Source organism: Nostoc sp., from assembly GCF_036917135.1.
Taxonomy (GTDB): Bacteria; Cyanobacteriota; Cyanobacteriia; order Cyanobacteriales; family Nostocaceae; genus Nostoc.
Genome location: NZ_JBALEA010000074.1, coordinates 1 through 21,295, shown reverse-complemented (window position 1 = coordinate 21,295; position 21,295 = coordinate 1). Strand labels below are relative to the sequence as shown.

20 protein-coding genes and 1 pseudogene are annotated in these 21,295 nt (G+C 42.3%); 12 read left to right on the top strand and 9 right to left on the bottom strand.

Annotated elements, in window-relative coordinates; all coding sequences use genetic code 11:
- Nucleotides 1–12 precede the first annotated feature (12 nt).
- The 3 genes from V7K50_RS23065 to V7K50_RS23055 form a co-directional block, all read right to left on the bottom strand.
- Nucleotides 13–360, bottom strand: a complete 348-nt coding sequence (locus tag V7K50_RS23065; protein WP_334823719.1) for a cupin domain-containing protein — start codon at nucleotides 358–360, stop codon at nucleotides 13–15.
- A 133-nt stretch (nucleotides 361–493) separates the two neighbouring features.
- The gene (galE, locus tag V7K50_RS23060; RefSeq protein WP_334964080.1) at nucleotides 494–1,492 is read right to left on the bottom strand and encodes a UDP-glucose 4-epimerase GalE; all 999 of its coding nucleotides are present in this window, start codon (nucleotides 1,490–1,492) and stop codon (nucleotides 494–496) included.
- Between the two features lie 154 nt (nucleotides 1,493–1,646).
- Nucleotides 1,647–1,913 (bottom strand): hypothetical protein, encoded by a 267-nt coding sequence (locus V7K50_RS23055; protein WP_334964078.1) that lies wholly within the window; start codon nucleotides 1,911–1,913, stop codon nucleotides 1,647–1,649.
- A gap of 27 nt (nucleotides 1,914–1,940) precedes the next feature.
- Here V7K50_RS23055 and V7K50_RS23050 point away from each other — a divergent pair, with 27 nt between their 5' ends.
- Both V7K50_RS23050 and V7K50_RS23045 read left to right on the top strand, forming a co-directional pair.
- A complete protein-coding gene (locus V7K50_RS23050) occupies nucleotides 1,941–2,597 on the top strand; it encodes a hypothetical protein (RefSeq protein ID WP_334964076.1) in 657 nt (218 codons plus the stop codon).
- A 521-nt stretch (nucleotides 2,598–3,118) separates the two neighbouring features.
- Nucleotides 3,119–4,870 (top strand): ABC transporter ATP-binding protein, encoded by a 1,752-nt coding sequence (locus tag V7K50_RS23045; RefSeq protein ID WP_334964074.1) that lies wholly within the window; start codon nucleotides 3,119–3,121, stop codon nucleotides 4,868–4,870.
- 167 nt (nucleotides 4,871–5,037) lie between these two features.
- On the opposite strand, the gene V7K50_RS23040 is transcribed toward V7K50_RS23045, so the two are convergent.
- Nucleotides 5,038–5,337 (bottom strand): hypothetical protein, encoded by a 300-nt coding sequence (locus V7K50_RS23040; protein ID WP_334964072.1) that lies wholly within the window; start codon nucleotides 5,335–5,337, stop codon nucleotides 5,038–5,040.
- The gene (locus tag V7K50_RS23035; RefSeq protein ID WP_334964070.1) at nucleotides 5,315–6,244 is read right to left on the bottom strand and encodes an endonuclease/exonuclease/phosphatase family protein; all 930 of its coding nucleotides are present in this window, start codon (nucleotides 6,242–6,244) and stop codon (nucleotides 5,315–5,317) included. Before V7K50_RS23035 ends, V7K50_RS23040 begins: the two co-directional genes overlap by 23 nt.
- A 605-nt stretch (nucleotides 6,245–6,849) precedes the next feature.
- Here V7K50_RS23035 and V7K50_RS23030 point away from each other — a divergent pair.
- From V7K50_RS23030 to V7K50_RS23020, 3 genes are all read left to right on the top strand, one after another.
- Nucleotides 6,850–7,515 carry a HupE/UreJ family protein gene (locus tag V7K50_RS23030; protein ID WP_334964068.1) on the top strand — a complete coding sequence of 222 codons (666 nt, stop codon included), beginning with the start codon at nucleotides 6,850–6,852 and terminating at the stop codon, nucleotides 7,513–7,515.
- Between the two features lie 156 nt (nucleotides 7,516–7,671).
- Nucleotides 7,672–8,235, top strand: a complete 564-nt coding sequence (locus tag V7K50_RS23025) for a leucine zipper domain-containing protein (RefSeq protein WP_334964066.1) — start codon at nucleotides 7,672–7,674, stop codon at nucleotides 8,233–8,235.
- 53 nt (nucleotides 8,236–8,288) lie between these two features.
- Nucleotides 8,289–8,681, top strand: a complete 393-nt coding sequence (locus V7K50_RS23020) for a DUF2358 domain-containing protein (protein ID WP_334964064.1) — start codon at nucleotides 8,289–8,291, stop codon at nucleotides 8,679–8,681.
- 14 nt (nucleotides 8,682–8,695) lie between these two features.
- Here the strand turns inward: V7K50_RS23020 and V7K50_RS23015 are convergent.
- Nucleotides 8,696–8,863: pseudogene (locus V7K50_RS23015) on the bottom strand (CopG family transcriptional regulator).
- A gap of 514 nt (nucleotides 8,864–9,377) precedes the next feature.
- Here V7K50_RS23015 and V7K50_RS23010 point away from each other — a divergent pair.
- The 4 genes from V7K50_RS23010 to V7K50_RS22995 all read left to right on the top strand — a co-directional run bounded on the left by V7K50_RS23010 (nucleotide 9,378) and on the right by V7K50_RS22995 (nucleotide 14,702).
- The gene (locus tag V7K50_RS23010; RefSeq protein WP_334964062.1) at nucleotides 9,378–9,521 is read left to right on the top strand and encodes a hypothetical protein; all 144 of its coding nucleotides are present in this window, start codon (nucleotides 9,378–9,380) and stop codon (nucleotides 9,519–9,521) included.
- Between the two features lie 59 nt (nucleotides 9,522–9,580).
- Entirely contained in the window at nucleotides 9,581–9,853 is a 273-nt protein-coding gene (locus V7K50_RS23005; protein ID WP_334964060.1) for a hypothetical protein, read from the top strand.
- Nucleotides 9,854–9,966: 113 nt separating this feature from the next.
- Nucleotides 9,967–11,154, top strand: a complete 1,188-nt coding sequence (locus V7K50_RS23000; protein ID WP_334964058.1) for a TRC40/GET3/ArsA family transport-energizing ATPase — start codon at nucleotides 9,967–9,969, stop codon at nucleotides 11,152–11,154.
- 251 nt (nucleotides 11,155–11,405) lie between these two features.
- Entirely contained in the window at nucleotides 11,406–14,702 is a 3,297-nt protein-coding gene (locus V7K50_RS22995; protein WP_334964056.1) for a GAF domain-containing protein, read from the top strand.
- A 332-nt stretch (nucleotides 14,703–15,034) separates the two neighbouring features.
- Here the strand turns inward: V7K50_RS22995 and V7K50_RS22990 are convergent, their stop codons facing one another.
- The 3 genes from V7K50_RS22990 to V7K50_RS22980 all read right to left on the bottom strand — a co-directional run bounded on the left by V7K50_RS22990 (nucleotide 15,035) and on the right by V7K50_RS22980 (nucleotide 19,162).
- On the bottom strand, nucleotides 15,035–17,287 hold the full coding sequence (locus V7K50_RS22990) for a cytochrome-c peroxidase (RefSeq protein ID WP_334964054.1): 2,253 nt from the start codon (nucleotides 17,285–17,287) through the stop codon (nucleotides 15,035–15,037).
- Between the two features lie 562 nt (nucleotides 17,288–17,849).
- A complete protein-coding gene (gene dnaN, locus V7K50_RS22985) occupies nucleotides 17,850–19,013 on the bottom strand; it encodes a DNA polymerase III subunit beta (protein ID WP_334964052.1) in 1,164 nt (387 codons plus the stop codon).
- Complete coding sequence (locus V7K50_RS22980) at nucleotides 19,010–19,162, bottom strand: hypothetical protein (RefSeq protein WP_334964050.1); 153 nt, start codon at nucleotides 19,160–19,162, stop codon at nucleotides 19,010–19,012. The genes dnaN and V7K50_RS22980 overlap by 4 nt, the downstream gene beginning before the upstream one ends.
- An 825-nt stretch (nucleotides 19,163–19,987) precedes the next feature.
- Between V7K50_RS22980 and V7K50_RS22975 the strand changes: the two genes are divergently transcribed.
- The 3 genes from V7K50_RS22975 to V7K50_RS22965 all read left to right on the top strand — a co-directional run.
- Nucleotides 19,988–20,419 carry a hypothetical protein gene (locus V7K50_RS22975; protein ID WP_334964048.1) on the top strand — a complete coding sequence of 144 codons (432 nt, stop codon included), beginning with the start codon at nucleotides 19,988–19,990 and terminating at the stop codon, nucleotides 20,417–20,419.
- Between the two features lie 262 nt (nucleotides 20,420–20,681).
- Nucleotides 20,682–20,870 carry a hypothetical protein gene (locus V7K50_RS22970; RefSeq protein WP_334964046.1) on the top strand — a complete coding sequence of 63 codons (189 nt, stop codon included), beginning with the start codon at nucleotides 20,682–20,684 and terminating at the stop codon, nucleotides 20,868–20,870.
- 65 nt (nucleotides 20,871–20,935) lie between these two features.
- On the top strand, nucleotides 20,936–21,295 hold a 360-nt coding region (locus V7K50_RS22965), incomplete at its 3' end, for an FG-GAP repeat protein (protein ID WP_334964044.1).

Sequence of the window (21,295 nt, the reverse complement as noted above, 5' to 3'; positions counted from 1 at the left end):
AAATTTGCACCCTTACAAACCGGAATCGAATTCAAACATCCCCATTGCTCCCAGGCGAATTGTTAGGAGTTCAACGTCTGTTATGGCTTTGTGGGGTCCCTGGCGAGTGTTACCAGGGGTAAACCAAAATGTTCCCGCAGACGATGTTGTTCCTCCGGTTTCTATTACCCCAGCAAGCACGTAAACATACTCATCACACGAATGGATGTGAATCGGAATTTCAGTGCCAGCACTCATTTTTAAACGATGAATTGACCCCTGTGGAACAGGTTCAGCCAATGGTAAAAACTGAGTTCCTGGAAATTGAGTCAACTCAATCCAGGGCTGATCAATTGTGTTGATAAATATTTGCTCAGGCATAATATGTATCCATGAATAATATTCACTCGCCTCAGATTATCACCACTTGGTTATTTAGAGCAGCTTCGATGTTAATAATACAATGAGTGAAGGGGGCACAATTCCCCCAGCACATATACTTATTTAGTTTTTTTTACTTATGTCGCTTTTGATGCCACTGCCATGCATGAGCGACAATATCTTGGATGGATGGATACTGAGGTTGCCAGCCTAAGATTGTTCTGGCTTTCTCGCTGGTGCCAATGAGAATTGGGGGATCACCAGGACGGCGATCGCGTTCCTCGATTGGTATGCTAAGTCCAGTCAGTTGTTCGGCTGCTGCAATGACTTCTCTGACGGAGAAGCCGCTACCATTGCCCAAATTGAAAACTTCGCTATCGCCACCTTTTAATAAATATTCCAATCCCAAAATGTGGGCATCTGCTAAGTCGTTAACGTGAATATAATCACGAATACAAGTACCATCGGGTGTGGGGTAATCGGTGCCGAAAATTGAGATAGATTCTCGTTTACCTAAAGCTGTCATTAGCACCAAGGGAATCAAATGGGTTTCGGGGTTGTGATCTTCGCCCAGTAAGCCATTGGGATTAGCACCAGCAGCATTGAAATACCGGAAACGCACTGATTGGAAACCGTAAGCAACATCAAAATCAGAAAGAATCCTCTCTACCATTAGCTTTGTAGCGCCATAAGGATTAATCGGATTTTGGGGATGGGTTTCGGGAATGGGTACAAATTCCGGTACCCCGTAGGTGGCACAGGTAGAAGAAAAGACAAATTTCTTCACAGATGCCGTCAGCATTGCTTCTAACAGGGTCAAAGTACCAACAACGTTATTGCGGTAATATTTAGCGGGGTCAGTCACCGATTCTCCTACGTAGGCATAAGCAGAAAAGTGCATGACAGCCGCAATATCGTGGGTTTTAAATAGGTGATCTAGCAAGGCGCGATCGCCTGTATCCCCGACAATCAGTTCTACCTGTAAAACCTTTTCTACCAGGTCACGATGCCCATAAACCAGATTATCAAGTATAACAACGTTATAACCCGCTTGCTTCAAAGCAAGCACCGTATGGGAACCAATATATCCAGCTCCCCCCGTTACCAAAATGCTAGGCTTTTCAGGCGACATAGTTTTTCCTTTTGAGTGGATTACTCAATTAATTTAGTTTACCGGTGCCACATTACTCTTCTGGAAAATTATAAATAATAGACGCAGTGTTAAAAATTTGAACTAAAATCACTACGACGGTAGTCTTTGGGTGTGAGGTTTGAGGTATTTTAAGTCAAACAGTGCGATTACAATTTGACAATAAAATAAATCTATTTCCCGAAACCTCTAGGTTGACCCTTACGGGTGACGCTCCTAGCGTCGCTACAGCTAAGATGTCGCCAGTTGTTTTATACAGGGAAATCATGCAACGCAGTTCCTCCTGGGGAGCCAATGTGTTACCGGGGTTCTCTCGGTTGTTAGCACAAAGGCGATCGCCGGAGAACCAGGTGGCGTCGAAACCCCAATTAAAGCGGACTGCCTCACCACCACACTGGCTCATTGCACCAGAAAATTTGAGAGTTAACCTATGTTTCTATTGTTAAGCCGGGTACTGCTGTGGCTGCTGATTGGCACTATCGTATATTCTCTGTTCCAGCGATTTTATCCCTCTGGAACTTTTGTAGGGCGAACAATCTTAGTCGTTATTTTGGTAATCGTAGCCCTATCATTTCTTAACCCCAGTGAACCAGCTGTGGCCTCGTTATGGAGGATGCTGTCTTTTCCACTTAAGCCTCTAGGAGCCTCTGTTTTGCTGATGATTTTGGCAGCTCAGAAAATCAAAGGAGGTGGGATCGAGAAACCAGGAGGATTCTTGATCGGTTGGGCACTGACAATTTTGCTGTTGGCAAGTACGCCAGCAGTCGCTTATTTCCTTTATAGAGCGCCTTTAGTAGCAATGGCAGGTAATACCCCTGTAGCAACTGCTGCACCAACATCTGAGACACTCGTGGCATTAGGGCAACAAACTACTGCACTGGGTATCTCAGATGTGACTAGCGATCGCATTCTTTCTTATAATTTGAAAGTGCCTCCCTACCTATTACAAGGAAGTTCTCCAGCTATTCGCACAGGCGGTTTACGACTTGAAGACTTTGTACCAAACGCGGATACGTTGCAATTTACAACCAGAACTTGGGAAAGTTATCTCGCTTACCTTTACAACTTCTTGCGGGTTCAACGGTAATAAGGCAAGGCAACTTTAATGAGTTCGTAGCGCTTGAGCGCTCAAACCAAGGACTAAAGTCCTTACCCGTTGGGTGAGGCTCGATGACTCGCTAACGCCCTTAGCGTGTCGTAGACAAGACTCGTCAAGATTGCGCTATTAGGTTAGTCGCTCATGGGGGAAACCCAAGCTCGTGGACTCGCTAACCTACGCTATCGCCAAGGGAGAAGACCGCGCTAACTCACTACGAACTTATTTCTTCATTAAAGTTGCTGTGCTGGACTACTAGTACCGAATGGCAATAACTAACTATCAGTTGAAAGAGGTAACAAAAGCTGGTGTTGCTGAATCGAGGTATGAATTTTAATGTAGAGACGTTGCAATGCAACGTCTCTACAAGGATTTTGAAATAACGCAAAATTATTTTTCATACCGCAATCAGCAACGCCCAAAAGCTGAATTTACAAGGGATATTCCCTCCGCATAGCTGCCTTGTTGGAGTAGCAGTTAATCTAGGATGATAAAGTTGCAAAATTGCTTGAATGGCAAAATCTCGACGACTCGCTAAACTCAGTGCTTACTTACGACCCCATTGGCGGGAGGCGTCTTTAGGCATTCTCGCTTTGTTGTCTGTCAATGCACTGGGCGTTTATATTCCTTGGTTGATTCGTGCTGGTGTTGATAAACTCTCGACAACCTTCAGTTGGAACCAAATACTACATTATGTAGTAATTATTGTCTTGCTCAGTTCGGCGATGTGGCTAATGCGGATGGCATCACGCATTTGGCTATTTGGAGTCGGGCGTCAGGTAGAATTTGATCTGAAACAACGAATTTTTGAACACTTACTCAAGCTGGAGCCGGCTTATTTTGCTAGTAATACTGCTGGCGATTTGATTAGTCGGGCTACCAGTGATGTGGACAATATCAAGCGGTTATTGGGTTTTGCGGTTTTGAGTTTGGCAAATACGGTGTTTGCCTACGCCCTGACACTGCCAGTCATGCTGGCAATTAGTGCGGATCTCACACTAGCAGCTCTGGCAGTGTACCCTTTTATGCTCTTGTTGGTAAGTCTGTTTAGTACTCGCTTACGCAAACAACAAGCAGCAGTCCAAGAGCAACTCTCTGATATCAGCGAACTCATCCAAGAGGATATCAGTGGCATTGCCTTAATTAAAATCTATGCCCAAGAAGCAAACGAGCGTCGAGCCTTCGCCAAGAAAAATCAGCAGCTATTGACTGCTAACTTAGAATTGGCAAAAAGCCGAAATACACTTTTTCCGCTAATTGGCGGGCTAGCTAATATCAGTTCGCTGGTGATCATCTGGCTAGGGGCGGCGCGGATGTCTTCTGGAACCCTTCAGGTTGGTGATTTTTTAGCATTGTTAATTTATGTAGAGCGTCTAGTTTTCCCCACAGCCCTTTTAGGATTCACAATTACTGCCTACCAACGGGGTGAAGTTAGTATTGATAGGCTTGAATCTATTCTCTCTGTCACACCGAAAATTAAAGATCCAGCCGATGCCATGCATCTACCGGTGGCTGAACTTCAAGGGGAAGTGACAGCTAAAAATCTCACGTACACTTACCCTGGTTCCACGACTCCAGCTTTACAAAATGTTAACTTTACCATTGCAGCTGGAGAAACCGTGGCCATTGTTGGGGCAATTGGTTCGGGGAAATCTACTTTGGCCAATGCTTTGCCGCGCTTGTTGGATATTGAATCAGGGCAATTGTTTTTAGATGGACTGGATATTACTAAAATCGCTTTGGCAGATTTACGAGGTGCGATCGCCTATGTTCCTCAAGATAGCTTTTTATTTAGCACCACCATCAAAAATAATATCCGCTACGGTGATCCAGTTAGCGAACAAGAGCAGGTAGAATCTGTTGCTAAACTTGCTCAAATCGAATCAGAAATTCACAATTTTCCGCAGCAATACGAAACTCTTGTTGGTGAACGCGGCATTACTCTTTCTGGCGGTCAACGACAACGCACTGCTTTGGCTAGGGCAATGCTGGTCAATGCTCCAGTGTTAATTTTGGATGATGCCCTCTCTAGTGTAGATAATCAAACAGCCACGCAAATCCTCAAAAATCTCTCCGGTGGTACTGAACGAAAAACAGTGATTTTTATTACGCACCAATTATCGGCGGCGGCGGCTGCTGACCGAATTTTTGTGATCGAAAAGGGAAAAATTGTGCAGATAGGCAAACACTTAGAACTTGTACAACAACAGGGTTTATACAGAACCTTGTGGAGCCAACATCAAGTTGAGGAATTACTGCATTAGTACAACATTGAACATTAAGGACAATTTTCGATCCCGCGTGTATAATTTGCCATTCAATATTTGACAAAATATACACACTGGATAATGTCTGCTGGAATTCAAACAACCTCTAAGAATTACAGTATGCCCGTTCTGCTAATGTGACATCTAGCACTAATGGATTTTCATTACCTTGAAAATTGGCGATCGTAATTCAAACTTTTGCTTGGCGTATACTCCTTAGCTAGTTCTTTAACTAGAGCGACTTTGAATAATTCAGGCAATATAATTGCCGAATCACTTGCAGAAGTGGGTTGCACAACAGGAGGAATGGTGTCAGAGGTGGACTGGTTAGCAGGTAATGTAAACGCTGCAATCACAGGATCGTGGTCGCTGGCCGGTTGACGAAAGCCAACATTGACATGTACAATGTCAATCTGCGGTTGAGCAACACGAGAAAGATTTTCACTGACCAAATAAATGGTCAATAAGTTCAGGATTTCCACGGAATTTGAAACTAAAGCGATCGCTAACAGGTAAACGATCGGTCAGATTTTCCAGAATATTACCCTCCAAGGTCTTCAGAGGTAAAGAATCTGGTAAATCATTTAAATCACCCAGTACAATTACTTTGGCTTGGGGGTCAACTTCTAGTAGTTGCGCTACGAATTCATTAACGATTTCGGCTTGTTTGACTCGTTTAACATCGCTGGGAGAACCTCCAAGCTTGGAAACAAAGTGATTAGCAATAATAAACAGTTTTTGCTCGTTAAAAATAAATTCTGCTGCCAGTGGCTTGCGGCTTTCATCGAAAGCAGGATTCGTGGGGTCAATCCGACCTGGATTAAGCGAGAGATCAAGACCATTTGAACCTTGAGTAATAGCCACAGCATCTAATGAACCGCCTTTTTGGGGCAGTTTTGCGAGAGTTATTCGGCTGGGTTGAAACAAGAAACCGACACGAATATTGCCTCCAGGTTCTCCACCATCTTGATCGTCGCTGGGCGGAATATCAACAAACTCGTATGCTGGACTACCGATATTTGTGAGGGCAGCAATCAGTTTTTGGTAAGTCTGATTGGCGTTAACAACGTCATCATTGATTGGCCCGTTGTTATCCTGAACTTCAATTAAACTGATGACATCTGGTGCGTTCAAATTATTGCCAATAATTTTGGCAATATTATCAAAGCGTTGGTCTTTAGGGTCTAAATTCTCTACATTAAAAGTTGCAACAGTTAATATATCCTGTGACTTTTGCAGAGATGTTGTTTCCCGTTCTGCAACTAAAGGTAAAGGAGTTGGCAATTGAGCTATTGGACTAGCTTGCAATGGACTAATCCATACAAATAAGATGAGAGTAATACTAAGTAGTAGCAATTTGATGAATTTCATTCTCTCTTTCAATGAAGATATTTTCTAGATTAGTCTTCTTCTTGATAGAGTTTAGTTAAGATAAGTTTTAAGTTGGGTAAAGGGGAACATTCCACTTGAGAATAAATACCAAGTTAAAGAATCATTCACAAGTCACAACAAGAAAGTGAGAGATTTAGAGGTGTCACTAATTGTATCTCTTTGGGTAAGCAAGCTACACACTTGGGTCATATTAGCGCAGCTTTTTGTAGAGAAGTGAAGACCACTAAATCTTTTCTGTGAAACACTGTGCGAAGGATTGAATGGGGGTCTTGAACATAGCTTTACATAACTTGATAAATCTAGTGTCAACAAAAGGGTGTAGGGTGTGGGGTGTAAGAAAAATTAGTGGGGGCTTGTACCCACCACTAATTTAAGACCACCAAATCTCCGATTTGGTGGGGGCTTGTACCCTATTGGTTCCGGGGCGGGGTGTACACAAATACCAAGTTTTCTCTTCTTGACACGCAACCCCACACCCCAATACCTGCAACCCTAGTTTTGGTCATCTAGCGTGATTATTTCGTTAGTTTTTTCGGGTATGTGGGTAGTATAAATTACCGAAAAAACTAATTTGGCATATAGCAATGTTCAAGACTAAATTATCAGAATCTCGTGCTTCGGGGGAACTTTATACCTCGAAATTAGTGCATCGCCAGATTGGGGCGATCGCAGCTTTAATTTTAATTAGCTTACTGAGTTCATTGAGTGGAACACCAGATCACCATAGCATCTCTAACGGCTGGGAAGGCTTTCTCTGGGGATTGGCAGATCCAGTAATTAGCTTAAATTGTTTAGTTGGGATTGTTGCGATTGGCTTACTCTCATCTGTGTTTGTCCGTGGCGCTGCGATCGCTGGATGTTTTATCTTCGCAACAGTTTTGGGCATTGTAATTCATTTATTGCAGCTAAATTTACTAGGTGCAGAAATAGCGATCGCTATTTCTACCATTGTTTTTGGTACTATGCTGATGATGCCAAATCAACTAAACTTCCTAGTCCTTACGGTGGTGGGTGTCAGTGCTGGTTTATTTCAGGGTTACGCTGATGCTGAATCTATTATTGGGGCAGAAATGATCCCACTAGTTGCATATATACTAGGCATTGCCTTAACTCTGTTTGCGGTTGCTATGAGTGCCAGAGAAATTGGTGTGGCAATGGGTATGGGAGAAATAAACCGAATTTCACCTTGGAAAATGAGCATTGCTGGCTTTGCTTTGTGTGCGATCGGCATCGTGTTTTTAAGCAATTAAATCATTTTTGAATTCAGTGCAATACATTCATTCCTGGGGGCGCACAGTTAGGTGTACGCCCCCACTGCGTTTTCAGACTGGACAAGCAAGCATTTTAGTGAATAAGTTGATGCACCTCTGCGCTAATCTAGAGGCTATCTATATAAATAAAGGGTTATGACACCTGAAGAAATTGCGGGTACACTCACAGAACTATTTGGCACATCGGCTGTTGGTGCAATCGGTCCTGGATCGTGGCAAATAGATACTTCTACTTTTCGGCTGTTGGTGCTGCTTTCCGAAGATAATGCTTGGCTGCGAGTTTTACTGCCTATTGTGCCCATCCAAGAAGCCCAACCATTTTTAGAACAGTTCCTCGAAGCCAACTTCGATGACACTCAAGAAGTACGTTACGCTTTGTATGAAGGCGGAATTTGGGGGGTATTTCAACATAATAGTCACACTTTAGTGAGTGCAGATTTGTCCAATGCAATCAACCGACTTGTATCTCTTGATCAGGCTGGATTAGATAATGTCTTTAATCGACTAATTGAAAGCCGCATCCGGCAAATTATTCAGGCAGCAAAACAGCAAGGACAATCTCTGCAAGCTACTATGCAAAGCTTAGAACGCTTTTATGCCGAAGGATTGATGGGTGAAATCAATCAAACTTCAGAGGGGCGAGAAGAAGTGCTGACTGCTTGGCGGCGTCAGTTAGAACGTTTATGGAATGAGGGTTAATTTCAACTTTTAATTTTTCAGATTAAACCAATTTACAGATATATTTATCGATCATGGATATTATTGAAATTCTCAAAGAAGACTATCAAAGATTCCCAGTAAATCAAACTTACAGCATTTACGCTCCAGATGTTTTTTTTCAAGACCCGTTGAATAAATTTCGTGGCGTTAAACGTTACAAAGAAATGATTAGTTTTATCGAAACTTGGTTTTTAGATCCCAAGATGGACTTACATCATATTGAACGTTTAGGAGAGACAATAAAAACTGAGTGGACACTCAGTTGGAATACTCCTCTCCCCTGGAAGCCAAGAATATCTATTCCCGGTTGGAGTGAATTAGGTGTTAACTCTGATGGGTTGATTGTATCCCATATTGATTATTGGAACTGTTCACTTTTAGATGTGGTGAAGCAGCATTTTTTCTCTCGAAAAAGTCATGATTAAAAAGATCAGATGATTTAACCGTCAGACGTTAAGGTAATTGGACTTTTGTCAAGAGAGCGAATTAACTCCCGAATCACATCAGTTGCTCCTCTGCCTGTGATTGCACAATATTATTCAAGTTTTTCGTTCTCAGTCGCTGCAAGATTTATGGTGATTCGTTTGACAGCCCATTTTTTATTCATCACTTGTTCTCTTAATCAAATGACAAGATGTATTGAGCCAAAACTACCTGTTAAGCCTGTGGTTTAGTGGTTTTTAGTTGAGAACCAATAAGTTGATGCTTTTTTTAAATCTTCTAATCGATAATCAGCTTTCCAATTACATCTTGAACAACTAAATTCAAAGGTGATATTTGTTATGTATTCAACATACTTCAACTTAACTGAGTGGCAATTTGGACAGAATCCCCCAATTACCAGTAACTCTAATTCTTTATCTTTTTCTGCATTTAACATTTATTGAAAATTGAGTAATTTGCTTGATTAGTTAAAGTCTTAACTTTTACCAATAGTTCATATAACATTACATTTTAATGTTTGAGTTCAAGTCTTACCAAGGTTTGAGATGTATGAGATAACTCCATAAAGTTTGACTTTGTTACAAAAATTAATAAAATTAGAGTAGACTGTTGGATTTTGTATAAGTTTAAGCGTGCAGAATGATAAATAAAAATTTAAGTACTTTGCAATAGACTTCTTGCATAAATCAAAAAAGGAACCGCACCCCGCCTTTGATTTACGTCAAAGTCTCCACTCACCGCCTGTGGTGAGGGGCTATTTTCAGCTAATTAAACCATCGCAGCGACAGCTTGGCACAGTTCTGCTACCTACTGGAGATTGAAACAAAATCCCTGAATACTTTAAAGTGAATAATAAACTTAACTCCCAAGTGCGATCGCAATGACTGATAAAGAACTAAAACATCTCATTGAGGGTAATGCTAAAACAGTCCAAGCTATGTTAGATGAAATGGCGGAAGCACGACAGGAACGCCAAGAACTTCGAGAAGGAATGCTTCAAATTCAGAATGCAGTGGCACAATTAACCAATATCCAAGAGAGAATAACCAGTTTATTAATTTCTCTTGATGGCGATCGCCCCACAATTCTCAAAAAACTCTCAGCACTGGAAACTAAGCTTGATCAGTTGTTGCAGCAAAACCCAACAGAATAGCTAGTGTAAATACTTATAATAATGCCTAGAGGTGTTGAAACGACATTTATTTTCCTTAAACAGTCGATAATAGTAAATAAATGTAAAAATCCTCAGTCAGGACAGAAGCATCTATGCGTGTAATTTTAATGACCGGTAAAGGCGGCGTGGGCAAAACTTCCGTCGCTGCTGCAACTGGACTCCGTTGTGCGGAACTAGGCTATCAGACATTGGTTTTAAGTACAGATCCTGCTCACTCCCTGGCAGACAGTTTTGATCTAGAACTGGGACACGCACCCCAAAAAATCCGCCCAAATCTGTGGGGTGCTGAACTGGATGCGCTGCAAGAACTGGAGGGAAACTGGGGTGCTGTGAAACGTTATATTACCCAAGTTTTACAGGCAAGGGGTTTAGACGGCATACAAGCGGAAGAATTGGCAATTTTACCAGGCATGGATGAGATTTTTGGCTTGGTAAGGATGAAACGCCATTACGATGAAGGGGAATTTGATGTCTTAATTATCGACTCAGCCCCTACGGGTACGGCATTGCGCTTACTGAGTTTACCTGAAGTCGGTGGCTGGTATATGCGCCGTTTTTACAAACCATTTCAAAACATCTCGGTGGCACTTCGGCCTTTAGTTGAACCTTTTTTTAGACCGATTGCTGGTTTTTCCCTACCTGACAAAGAGGTGATGGATGCACCTTATGAATTTTATGAGCAAATTGAAGCTCTGGAAAAAGTATTAACAGACAATACTCAAACCTCAGTGCGTCTAGTCACCAATCCCGAAAAGATGGTGATTAAAGAGTCTCTCCGGGCCCATGCTTATCTGAGTTTGTATAATGTTGCAACAGATTTAGTCGTGGCTAATCGCATTATTCCCAGCGTTGTCCAAGATCCATTTTTCCAACGTTGGAAGGAAAGTCAGGAGCAATATCGCCAGGAAATTCATGACAATTTTCACCCTCTCCCTGTGAAAGAAGTTCCGCTATTTTCTGAAGAAATGTGCGGATTGGCTTCATTAGAACGCCTGAAAGAAACCCTTTATCAAGATGAAGATCCAACTCAGGTTTATTACAAAGAAACAACTCTAAGAGTAGTGCAAGAGGAAAACCAATACAGCTTAGAACTTTACTTACCTGGTATTCCTAAAGACCAAGTTCAACTAAGTAAAACTGGAGACGAATTAAACATTACCATTGGCAACCACCGTCGTAATTTAGTTTTGCCACAAGCCTTAGCAGCACTACAACCAGCAGGGGCAAAGATGGAAGATGACTATCTAAAAATCCGCTTTGCTGACCAGACAAAAGTTTAATTTTATTGAACGTTCCTCGGTCAACAAAAAGTTAAAACGACAAAGCCAGAACTTCTCTTTTAGCTAGTACAGACGCGATTCTTTGAGCGTCTGTTTTTATGATTTTTGGGTGAATTTATCTAAAAGGGAAATAAATATTTTTACTAGTAATTTGACCGTAGTTTTACTGAAGACAAATTCCTCAAATAAATTTCAAAATGTCTATTTAATTATGTCAGTTTGCAAACTACTAATTTATTTTGCTATAAACAATGACCTCCAATCCTGAACAAGATTTACCCTTATGTAGTCATGAAGAAAGTTTACTACGCCGGATTACAAACCGTATCCGACGAAGCTTAGAGTTGGAAGAAATTATCACAGTGACGACGGCAGAAATACGATCGCTCTTAAAAACTGACCGAGTGATAATTTACAAATTTCATCCCGATGGTAGTGGTCAAGTGATTGCTGAGTCAATTTATGAAAATCGCTTACCGTCGCTACTGGGGCTGAATTTCCCTGCTGACGATATTCCCCTCACCGCCCGTGAACTATTTATCAAATCACGGGTGCGTTTTGTTGTGAATGTTGAAACTCAACAAATTGGTCAAAGTTACCTGCGTGATTTGGATAATGGAGAAACGATTTCAGAGGAGATCCGTTACCGCCCTATAGACTCCTGCCATATTGAATATTTGACGGCAATGGGGGTAAAGTTCTCTGTAGTAACCCCTATTCTCTATCAAGATGAACTTTGGGGGCTGCTGGTGTCTCATAATTCCCAAGCGCATTTGATTTCAGAATATGAACTAGAAGCATTACAGATGGTAGTAGATCAGTTGTCAGTGGCGATCGCTCAAAGTACCCTTCTGGCTCAAGTCCGCAAAACAGCCGAACAAGAAGCGATCGTTAACCACATTACGACCCTACTACATTCACTCCCGACGATTGTATTACAACCAGCCCTAGAAACGGCTGTTGCTGCCTTTAATGGTGTTGGTGGTAGACTTTGCATTAGAAATGCAGCTTTTAATTTCGACAATGGCAACCTGAGCAGCTTAACAGAATGCTTAATACCAGGAAATAGTTGTATCAAGCTTTATATCTGTGGACAGCAACCTGTGATGCCAGAAGAAACCATATATCCACTTATAGAGCAATATAATATCTGGCAGGAACACTACAAGTCTAGTAATTACGATGTTTGGGCGATTTCAGATATACATAACACTCCTGGGTTGCGAAGTTTAGAAGTTGCTTTTCAACCAACTAAAATTCGCGGCATATTAATGATCCCACTCCAGTATCGTCAGCAGTTGTTGGGCTACTTAAGTATTTTCCGCAACGAAGTAGATACAGAAATGCTATGGGCGGGGCAGTATGACAGCGATCAAAGGCAGTTGTACCCCCGGAAATCCTTTGAGGCTTGGCGCGAATCTAAAAAAGCACAAGTTCAAAAATGGACGGATGAAGAGATTGAACTGGCTAGAAACCTCGGTAAATACTTTGCTTCGGCAATTCAGCAGTGTGAACTCAATCAACAAGTACAAGTCTTCAATGAAAATTTAGAAAAACAAGTTAAAAGACGCACACTTGAGTTAAAACGGACAGCTGAACAAGAACAGGCTGTGTTTAAAGTTATTGCCGAGATTCGGGAATCTCTGGATACAAATACGATTTTTCAAACCACAACTAAAGAGGTTTGTCAATTAATCAAAGCCGATCGCGTTTCTGTTTATCGTTTTGATGCTAATTGGGGTGGTGAATTTGTCGGGGATTTTGAGGCTGCTAGCCCATACTGGTCGAATGACTCTGAACTAGGTATTAATACAATTTGGAATGACACCTATTTACAAAATACAGAAGGAGGACGCTACCGCAACAATGAAACATTTGCAGTCGATGACATCTACAAAATGGGATTTAATCAGTGTCATATCGACAATCTAGAGCAGTTTCAAATTCACGCTTTTGTGCTTGCGCCGATTTTTATTGGGCAAAAACTTTGGGGTTTGCTGGCAACTTATCAACACACTGGATCTCGGCAATGGAAAGCTTCTGAAGTTAACTTTCTTAGTCAGATTGCAGCTCAAATGGGGGTAGCACTCCAGCAAGCTGAATTACTCACTCAGACACGACAACAGACCTTAGATTTGCAACAAGCAGCAGAACAACAACGGGTATTGTTTGAAGTGGTTGCGAAAGTTAGAGAATCTTTGGACTTAGATGCAATTTTTCAGACAACCACCCAAGAAATCTGTAAATCACTACAAGCGGATCGAGTTGCAGTCTACCGCTTCCAGGCTGATTGGAGTGGTGAATATATTGCTGAGTCTGTGGGCGATCGCTGGGTAAAATTAGTAGGTTCAGATACCAAGACAGTTTGGCAAGATAGCTATTTGCAGGAAACTCAAGGTGGGCGATATCGTCACAATGAAACCTTTGCAGTTGATGACATCTATCAAGTTGGCCACTCTCAATGTCATGTTGCAGTTCTAGAGCAAATTCAAGCCAGGGCTTATGCGATCGCACCCATATTTATTGGACAACAGCTATGGGGCTTGCTAGCAGCTTACCAGAATTCTGCACCCCGTCATTGGGAAGCCTCAGAAATTAAGTTTATTACTCAAATTGCCAATCAGCTGGGAGTTGCACTTCAACAAGCCCAATTACATAATCAAACCAAAGAGCAGACTCAAAAACTAGTTCAAGCTTTGCATGATTTACAACAAACTCAAACCCAACTGATCCAAACTGAGAAAATGTCCTCACTAGGTCAACTCGTAGCTGGTATTGCCCACGAAATTAATAACCCGGTAAACTTCATTTATGGCAACATTAATCATGTCAACGATTACACCCAAGATTTACTTGGTATACTAGACCTCTATTTGCAAAATACCCCTAACCCTAGCCCTGAGATTCGCGATCGCGCATTTGAGATCGACTTAGAATTTCTCATCGAGGATTTGCCCAAAACTTTATCTTCCATGAAAGTGGGAATTGATCGCATCCGGCAAATTGTCTTGGGTTTACGGAATTTCTCGCGCCTTGATGAGGCAGAAAAAAAGCCAGTTGATATTCACGAAGGCATTGATAGCACCTTACTAATTTTGCAGCATCGCTTGAAAGCAAAACCAGAAAGTCCGGCGATTAAATTAGTCAAAGAATACAGTGACCTTCCCTTAGTAGACTGCTATGCAGGACCACTAAATCAGGTATTTATGAATGTTTTAAGCAATGCCATCGATGCTTTAGAAGATTATAGGGAATCTCAATCAAAAACTTATAGCAGTCAAATTAGCATCCGTACTGCTGTCGGAGAACTTGAAGGCAATGTCAAAAGCGTAGTAATTCGCATAAGAGACAATGGCCCGGGAATACCGGAGCTTCTGAAGGCGAGAATCTGCGATCCATTTTTTACAACTAAGCCAGTGGGAAAAGGCACTGGCTTGGGGTTATCAATTAGTTACCAGATTGTCGTTGATAAACACGGTGGAGTTTTGAAATGTGATTCTCAGCCGGGGTTAGGTACAGAATTTTGGATTGAAATTCCCATTAGATAAATCACTAAATCGCACCATTAATATCAAGTCCGCATAATTAGTTATGATTCCCACAGTCATTGCACCCCACCCCCAGCCCGCCGGCGGGCTGGGGTTCTTCGAGTTTGATAAGTAATCAAGCGGACATGATATGAAATGTCTTTAATTTTGAATTTTGTTAGCGCAGCGTTAGCGAGTCCGCGTTCGCTTTTAGCGTCTCGTAGAGAGCGTCATTTTGAATTTTGAATTGTTAATGTGGGGTGGGCGTCTCGCCCGCCCATAGTCCAAGACGCTCATGTTGCCCACCCCACAAGATTGGATAATTTAATTCTTGTCAGTCCCTTATACGCTATTTACCACCGTCTGGAAGTCACGAGGAAATTTGGAGTGCCATTACCACCATGACTACCAACAGCAGGAATTTCCAGTAGACTATCTGTGGCTTTGCCAGTACCATCATTGATCACGTATGTAGAATCACCCGGATGTCCATTTGGAACAAACAGTTGTGGGTGATCAAATGGCGCCTTTTCATAGCGGACTCGCTCATCAGTGAGCGATTTGAGGAAGGTTACCAAGTCATTTTTTTCGGCTTCAGTTAGTCCCAACACGGCAAGGGCGCTTTGCTGGCGGAAGTCTCCGCCACGACTGTATAAGTCTACCACTTGCTGCAAAGTTAAAGAACCACCATTGTGGAAATAAGGGGCAGTCAGTTCGACATTGCGGAGTCCAGGAGTTTTAAAACTACCATCCGCAAGTATTATGTCCTTAGAGCTAACTGTGGTGTTGGATGGGGAACCGAGAAGTTGCTGGAAAGTTCCCAGTAGAGCCAGTCTCGTTTCCGAAAGCGGATTCCCAAATGGGTCATTACCTCCAACACTAACATCTTCTAATGTCGGTCTGATGCCGATATTGAAAAAGCCATTGTCAAAGACGAATCTACTGAAATTAGGGATGTTAAGAATCCCAATCCTTTGTTTCTGCACAGAACTCACAGAAGCACTGCTAAGTTCTGCCCCATTATGACAAAGGTTGCATTGAGCTTTACCCTCGAACAGTTGTTTCCCCCGTTGCTGTTGCCCAGTTAGGGCAGTGGTGTTTCCTTCCAAGAAGCGATCAAGTGGGGTATCGTTAGCGATGAGCGTAGATTCGTACATTTGAATTGCCAGCCCAAAAAATAGCGAGAAGTTGTACTCTATTAACCTGTACTCATTGGTTTCTAAAGAGCGATCCGGTTTATTAACAAAAGTTCTCACACCCTTAGCATCAATTTGAATGAGTTGATTAGACTTCCACCACTCCGGCTTGAAGGCATCTTTAATTAGGCGATCATAGCTTTTATTTCTCAGTCCAGGTTCAGGCCATCTGCTATCTGTACCTAAAACACTGTCCTGTGGATGCACAAGTTGTTTCCCTAACGGTCTCAGAGGAAATAACTTTTTAGCAAGTTTTCTGGGGAGCTTCTTACCCTTGCCAACGCTGGTGGATTTGTGATCAATTGATCCGAACTTATCACCTATTTCTTGAAAGGTAAGACCATCAGAAGATTCCTCGAAGGAGCTAAGTGGTGGATCGACTGCTTGAGAAGCTAAAGACGAATTATTGAGGCTGACTTTGACAAATTTTAGCTGATTTGGAGTCTGTGCTTTGACGACAGAAGCATGAGAATCTCTCAAACCAAAGGAATTCACTCCATTAAAGATGTTTTGCGCTCTACCGTCCCAGAAGTTGCGGAAGTTAAATACTGCATTAATCGCAGTTGGCGCGTTACGTGGCTCGACGCGACGTACATTTATACCTCCCACGTTAAACACGGGATCTGGTTTAAGCGTTACTTGGTCTTCTGCATTGCCAGGTATTACATCAACAAACTTGGTATTGATAACTCCTTGAGAGGAGGCGATATCATTCCGGTCAGACACAACTGTTGTCGGATCATTTGGATTTGACAACTTGTGAAAGGGAAAATCTTCTGGCTTAAGCTGGTAGTTCGGCCCACCGCCGACATTAAAAACCGGATCTGGGTTTTCTGTGCCATCGGCGTTGATCCGCATCAGACCAGGAGATATCTGATTTTTTGATCTGTTGTCGGCTCCGGCATGGAAATGGCAAGTAGCACAGGAGGTTTTTCCATCGCTACCAACTTGCATATCCCAAAAAAGAGCCTTTCCTAACTTAATGGCGGCTACTTTGTCTTTTATAAAGTCTCCAAGATTATCAGGCTCTGGAACCGAAACAGTCTTGAGAGAAGCTAGAGGTGGTAACGTCGTAACCTGAGCAGATACAGTATTTCCAGCTATTACTGCTGCCACAACGATCGCAGCAATTGTGATAGTTTTTGACAGTCTTGATACCAGCCCGTTAGGTTTTAGATAACCAGATTCCCCCTTTTTAGGCTTTAGATCAACTGGAAATTTAGATGATGCTCCACGATACTCTTGGTCATTAAAAGACCATAATTTGAGATTTTTTAGTAAACTCCGAATTCCCTGCTTGATCTGCACTACCATCGATTTGAGCAAAAATCGACCTTTGCCGGTTAGCAGCAAAAACATTGGAAAGGTAGCAAAAAGCAATCCCAAACTGACTATGCGTAAAATTACCATGTTTCCATGTCAGAAAAGAATCAGGTGATTATACGACTTATTTAAAGTTTTCACACACTCCTTTAGGCTGATCTTATTTGATTGATCAAGTTAAAATTACACCAAGTTAGATCAGCTTACCCTGTCCTGACGAACATCCCTCTCCTTACCAAGGCTAGGGTGTACACACAAGTCTTATAACCTAGCCCCACAAAGTTTTGATCCCCCCTAACCCCCCTTAAAAAAGGGGGGAAAAGAATAAACCGTAAATTCTGTTAAGAGAGATAGGACTTACGCACTGTACAAATGCATCGTGATGTGCATTAACTAAAATAGGTTGTTTCAGGCTTTTGTTAATTATCCTGTTATCGTAAATAGACCATGCTGTAGGGGCACAGCATTGCTGTGCCCCTACGAAAGATATGGTTTTTAACCTTTACGCATATTTGGTATTTCTTGTCAATGCGTAAGTCCTAAGAGACTTATGTGTATACAGTAGCTTTTTAAGGAGGGTTAGGGAAGATAAAATCTTAACCCAAGCGTATTGGGTAATAAATCATTTGTTGGGTTTATATCATTCTTTTTAACTTCTAAGTTGCACCGGCATAGCTAAATAGGTCATTTTCAAACCGCCCAGTGGCGTAAAAATCACTGGAGTTAGGCTTTGATTTAAATGCATTTGAATTTCGGAAGATGGTAATTCTTTCAAGCCTTCCATCAAATATTTAATGTTGAAAGCAATTTCAATATTTTCACCAGAAATCTGTGCCGGCATTGACTCTCTACCACTGCCCACATCTTGAGCTTCACATGATAAGGTAATTTCTTGAGCTGCACTATCAATACTTACCTTGACAATATTATTTTTCTGATCGGCTAATACAGCAATCCGTTCTAAAGTACTCACAAATTGTCGGCGTTCAATTGTTACTTGTCGCTCAAATTGGCGCGGGATTAGTTGTCGATATGCAGGATATTGCCCTTCTAATGTGCGACTAGTCAAGCGTTGATTTTGCCATGCAAAGACAACTTGACCTTGATCGAAATATAAAGCTACAGGTTCATCTGATGAGGCGCTATGAGCTAGCATTCTTTGTAGTTCGCGTAATGCTCTAGCTGGTACTGTCACTTCTAGTTGACTAGTTCCACCTAAAGGACGTTCGTTATTAGTTTCTACCACTGCGAGGCGATGTCCGTCGGTAGCTGCAAATTCTAAAGTATCTTGTTTAACTGTTAAATGTACTCCAGTGAGTACTTGCTTAGTTTCATCACCACTGGTAGCAAATAATGAACCGCGTAATCCCTCAATTAATGCGGTGGTGGTGAGATTAATGACTTCGGTATTTTCAATTACAGGTAGTTCAGGAAATTCTTCTGGCCCCATTGCTCGGACTTGATAATGTCCACTCTTGGGTGTGAGTGTAACAATTAAACCTTCTCCACCAGATGTTGCACCTGTGAGGGCTGATTCGTCGTCTAGAGTGATTTCGCCCTCTGGAAGACGAGAGGTGATATCTACAAGTAACTTAGCAGGAAGTGCGATCGCACCACTTTGCCATACCTCTGCGTTAAAGCTGGTGCGGATTCCCAAGCTGAGATCGAAGGCTGTTAAGCTTACTTGGTTAGTTTCAGCATCGGCTTGTAACAGCACATTGGCAAGTACGGGATGAGTTGGTCGTGAGGGTACTGCACGACTAACGAGTGAGAGGTTTGTACTGAGATCGCTTTGGGAGCAAACTAATTTCATAAGTCAGATGCAGCTAGTGAAAGATATCCTAACATCCTTATGTTTATAGGCGATCGCCCACAAAGTTGCTTAAGGGTAAAAAACTCGTTTAAACGGTTGGTTACAATAGCGCCGATAAATATAGCGGTTCTCGCTTGGATGTAATACATTTTGACCTCTCTCCAAACCTCTCTCCTCTTAGGAGAGAGGCTTTGATCTTACTCCCCAACGCTAGTAGGGAAGGGGCTGGGGGTTAGGTCTGTGTTGCACTCAATTGCCTCAATACCAACAGGACTTCATTTATCACGTTAACAGGCTTCGAGCGGCAATTCTATTGTCAGATTTCAGGTAAAAGCGATCGCTGTTTGGGGACTGACAAATAAAAAAAACACTCAGCTACTTCTTGTCAGTTCCTTGTCTAATTAGTACATCAGCATAGCCCATACTCTGGCAAGCTCTGTCACTACCGCAAACATCGCTCCTACGCTTTACAGCAGTTTTCATGTATTTGAACCACATCTGTCGTAGGGGCACAGCATGCTGTACCCCTACCGCGTGGTCTATTTACCTGAAAATAGCTGTAAATTATAAAAATTTAAACCTTTGCAACAAATGCTCGGTGATGTATAAGAGACGCTTAAGTATTTCTGACAAATGTATAATCACTTGCCGCAAATGCTTAATACTTTGCAACAAATGCTCGGTGATGTATAAGAGACGCTTAAGTATTTCTGACAAATGTATAAGCAGTTGCAGCAAACGTTTAATACTTTGCAACAAATGCTCGGTGATATATAAGAAACGCTTAAATCATTGCAGCAATTGTTGCAATGAACTTATGACTTTATTGGCTACCGCAAACATAAAAACAACTACGTGAAACTAACCAAGATATTTGATGTGTAATCGCACCTCAAATATGTTGTATTTTCCCATGACGAGCAAAGATAGTTTGGTATAAAACAGTACTATAAACCTAGTAGCAGAGATGCATTATGGCACGTCGTAAAAGAAATTCCAGCGTTTTAGAACGAGCCAACCGCCGGATTGAAAGTTTACAATCTATCAGTGTAGAACTTGACTTTGGGGCAGGACTGACTATCCAAGCTTATAATCTGACAATTAACGATCTCCGGTCTAAGCTTGCTGCCTACAACACTGCTTTATCCTCCATTGACAAACTCACAGATGACGTGAAGAACGCAGAACAGGTTGTAATCGCAATGTCAGAAAAAATGTTACTAGGAGTTGCCAGCCGTTACGGTAAAACCAGCCAAGAATACGAGATGGCGGGTGGTGCTAGACGAGGTAATACCAAAAAGAAGCGAGGCGTAGTAGACAATTCTCAAGTCACCAATCCTTTAGCAGCTGATTCTGTTCAGGCTTCTTCTGTAAATAGAGCTATGAATGGGGCTTTGGGTGCGTAGGCGTAGCCCGCACTTCGGCTGCGCTCAGTGACCGTCGTAGACATCGCAAATTAGCTAAAATCCAATAGGTTTAGGTCTGTATTGGACTCAACCGAGAAGCCATATATATAGATCGCGAGATCGCGCGGTAGGGGCACAGCAATGCTGTGCCCTTACTTACAATTTTGTAGCCGCGAATTATCTTTGCCTGGTGTAATATCTATAGCTCAAAAAATATTACAATCTACCAGAGATACTGTTAACACCACTGAGACGCTTCATAATGGCAACCATATCTAATGTTCAGGTGACTATTTCCCTGTCGGAACCGGGTTTAGACAAAGAGGAATTGCAAGCAGAAGTGCAAAATTTGCTCCCACAAATTAAAGAAGTGGATGGAGTAGAAGATGCAGATTTATCGCAGTTACAGAAGCCCCCCAAGGTTCAAAGGCTTTCGGGGGTTTTGAATTAGGGACATTAAAAGCTGTAGTCAATCCAGCCCTCATCAAACCTTTGTTTGGGTTTCTGGGCAGAGTATTGGGCAACAAATCAATTAAGGTGGGAATCAAAGCAAAAGAAAAGATGTTCCAGAGCAACCCGAAAATGAAGCTATTGACATTGTGTGGTTCATATCTTGTTCACGCTTGGAGTAACACGTCTATGTGTACAAGGATTGTCAACGCCGCTGCAATTACGTCCGTCCTCTGGGCTGGCGCGCTCGCCAGCGCCGCGCACGCGCAAGCCTGCCAGTGGCTGGTCTCGGACGGCGGCACGTCCAACTTCCGCAAGCTCGCCGTTGGACCGCCACTCGCTGGTCTCAGGTTTGGCGACTTCAACGGTGACGGTGTAACCGACGTCTTCGCGACAGTCCCCAGATCAGACGGCAGTGGCAGCCAG

Coding starts and splice junctions, on each gene's coding strand:
- V7K50_RS23065 (WP_334823719.1), bottom strand. CDS start 360: ATGCCTGAGCAAATATTTATCAACACAATTGATCAGCCCTGGATTGAG.
- galE (WP_334964080.1), bottom strand. CDS start 1,492: ATGTCGCCTGAAAAGCCTAGCATTTTGGTAACGGGGGGAGCTGGATAT.
- V7K50_RS23055 (WP_334964078.1), bottom strand. CDS start 1,913: ATGAGCCAGTGTGGTGGTGAGGCAGTCCGCTTTAATTGGGGTTTCGAC.
- V7K50_RS23050 (WP_334964076.1), top strand. CDS start 1,941: ATGTTTCTATTGTTAAGCCGGGTACTGCTGTGGCTGCTGATTGGCACT.
- V7K50_RS23045 (WP_334964074.1), top strand. CDS start 3,119: ATGGCAAAATCTCGACGACTCGCTAAACTCAGTGCTTACTTACGACCC.
- V7K50_RS23035 (WP_334964070.1), bottom strand. CDS start 6,244: ATGAAATTCATCAAATTGCTACTACTTAGTATTACTCTCATCTTATTT.
- V7K50_RS23030 (WP_334964068.1), top strand. CDS start 6,850: ATGTTCAAGACTAAATTATCAGAATCTCGTGCTTCGGGGGAACTTTAT.
- V7K50_RS23025 (WP_334964066.1), top strand. CDS start 7,672: ATGACACCTGAAGAAATTGCGGGTACACTCACAGAACTATTTGGCACA.
- V7K50_RS23020 (WP_334964064.1), top strand. CDS start 8,289: ATGGATATTATTGAAATTCTCAAAGAAGACTATCAAAGATTCCCAGTA.
- V7K50_RS23005 (WP_334964060.1), top strand. CDS start 9,581: ATGACTGATAAAGAACTAAAACATCTCATTGAGGGTAATGCTAAAACA.
- V7K50_RS23000 (WP_334964058.1), top strand. CDS start 9,967: ATGCGTGTAATTTTAATGACCGGTAAAGGCGGCGTGGGCAAAACTTCC.
- V7K50_RS22995 (WP_334964056.1), top strand. CDS start 11,406: ATGACCTCCAATCCTGAACAAGATTTACCCTTATGTAGTCATGAAGAA.
- V7K50_RS22990 (WP_334964054.1), bottom strand. CDS start 17,287: ATGGTAATTTTACGCATAGTCAGTTTGGGATTGCTTTTTGCTACCTTT.
- dnaN (WP_334964052.1), bottom strand. CDS start 19,013: ATGAAATTAGTTTGCTCCCAAAGCGATCTCAGTACAAACCTCTCACTC.
- V7K50_RS22980 (WP_334964050.1), bottom strand. CDS start 19,162: ATGTATTACATCCAAGCGAGAACCGCTATATTTATCGGCGCTATTGTA.
- V7K50_RS22975 (WP_334964048.1), top strand. CDS start 19,988: ATGGCACGTCGTAAAAGAAATTCCAGCGTTTTAGAACGAGCCAACCGC.
- V7K50_RS22970 (WP_334964046.1), top strand. CDS start 20,682: ATGGCAACCATATCTAATGTTCAGGTGACTATTTCCCTGTCGGAACCG.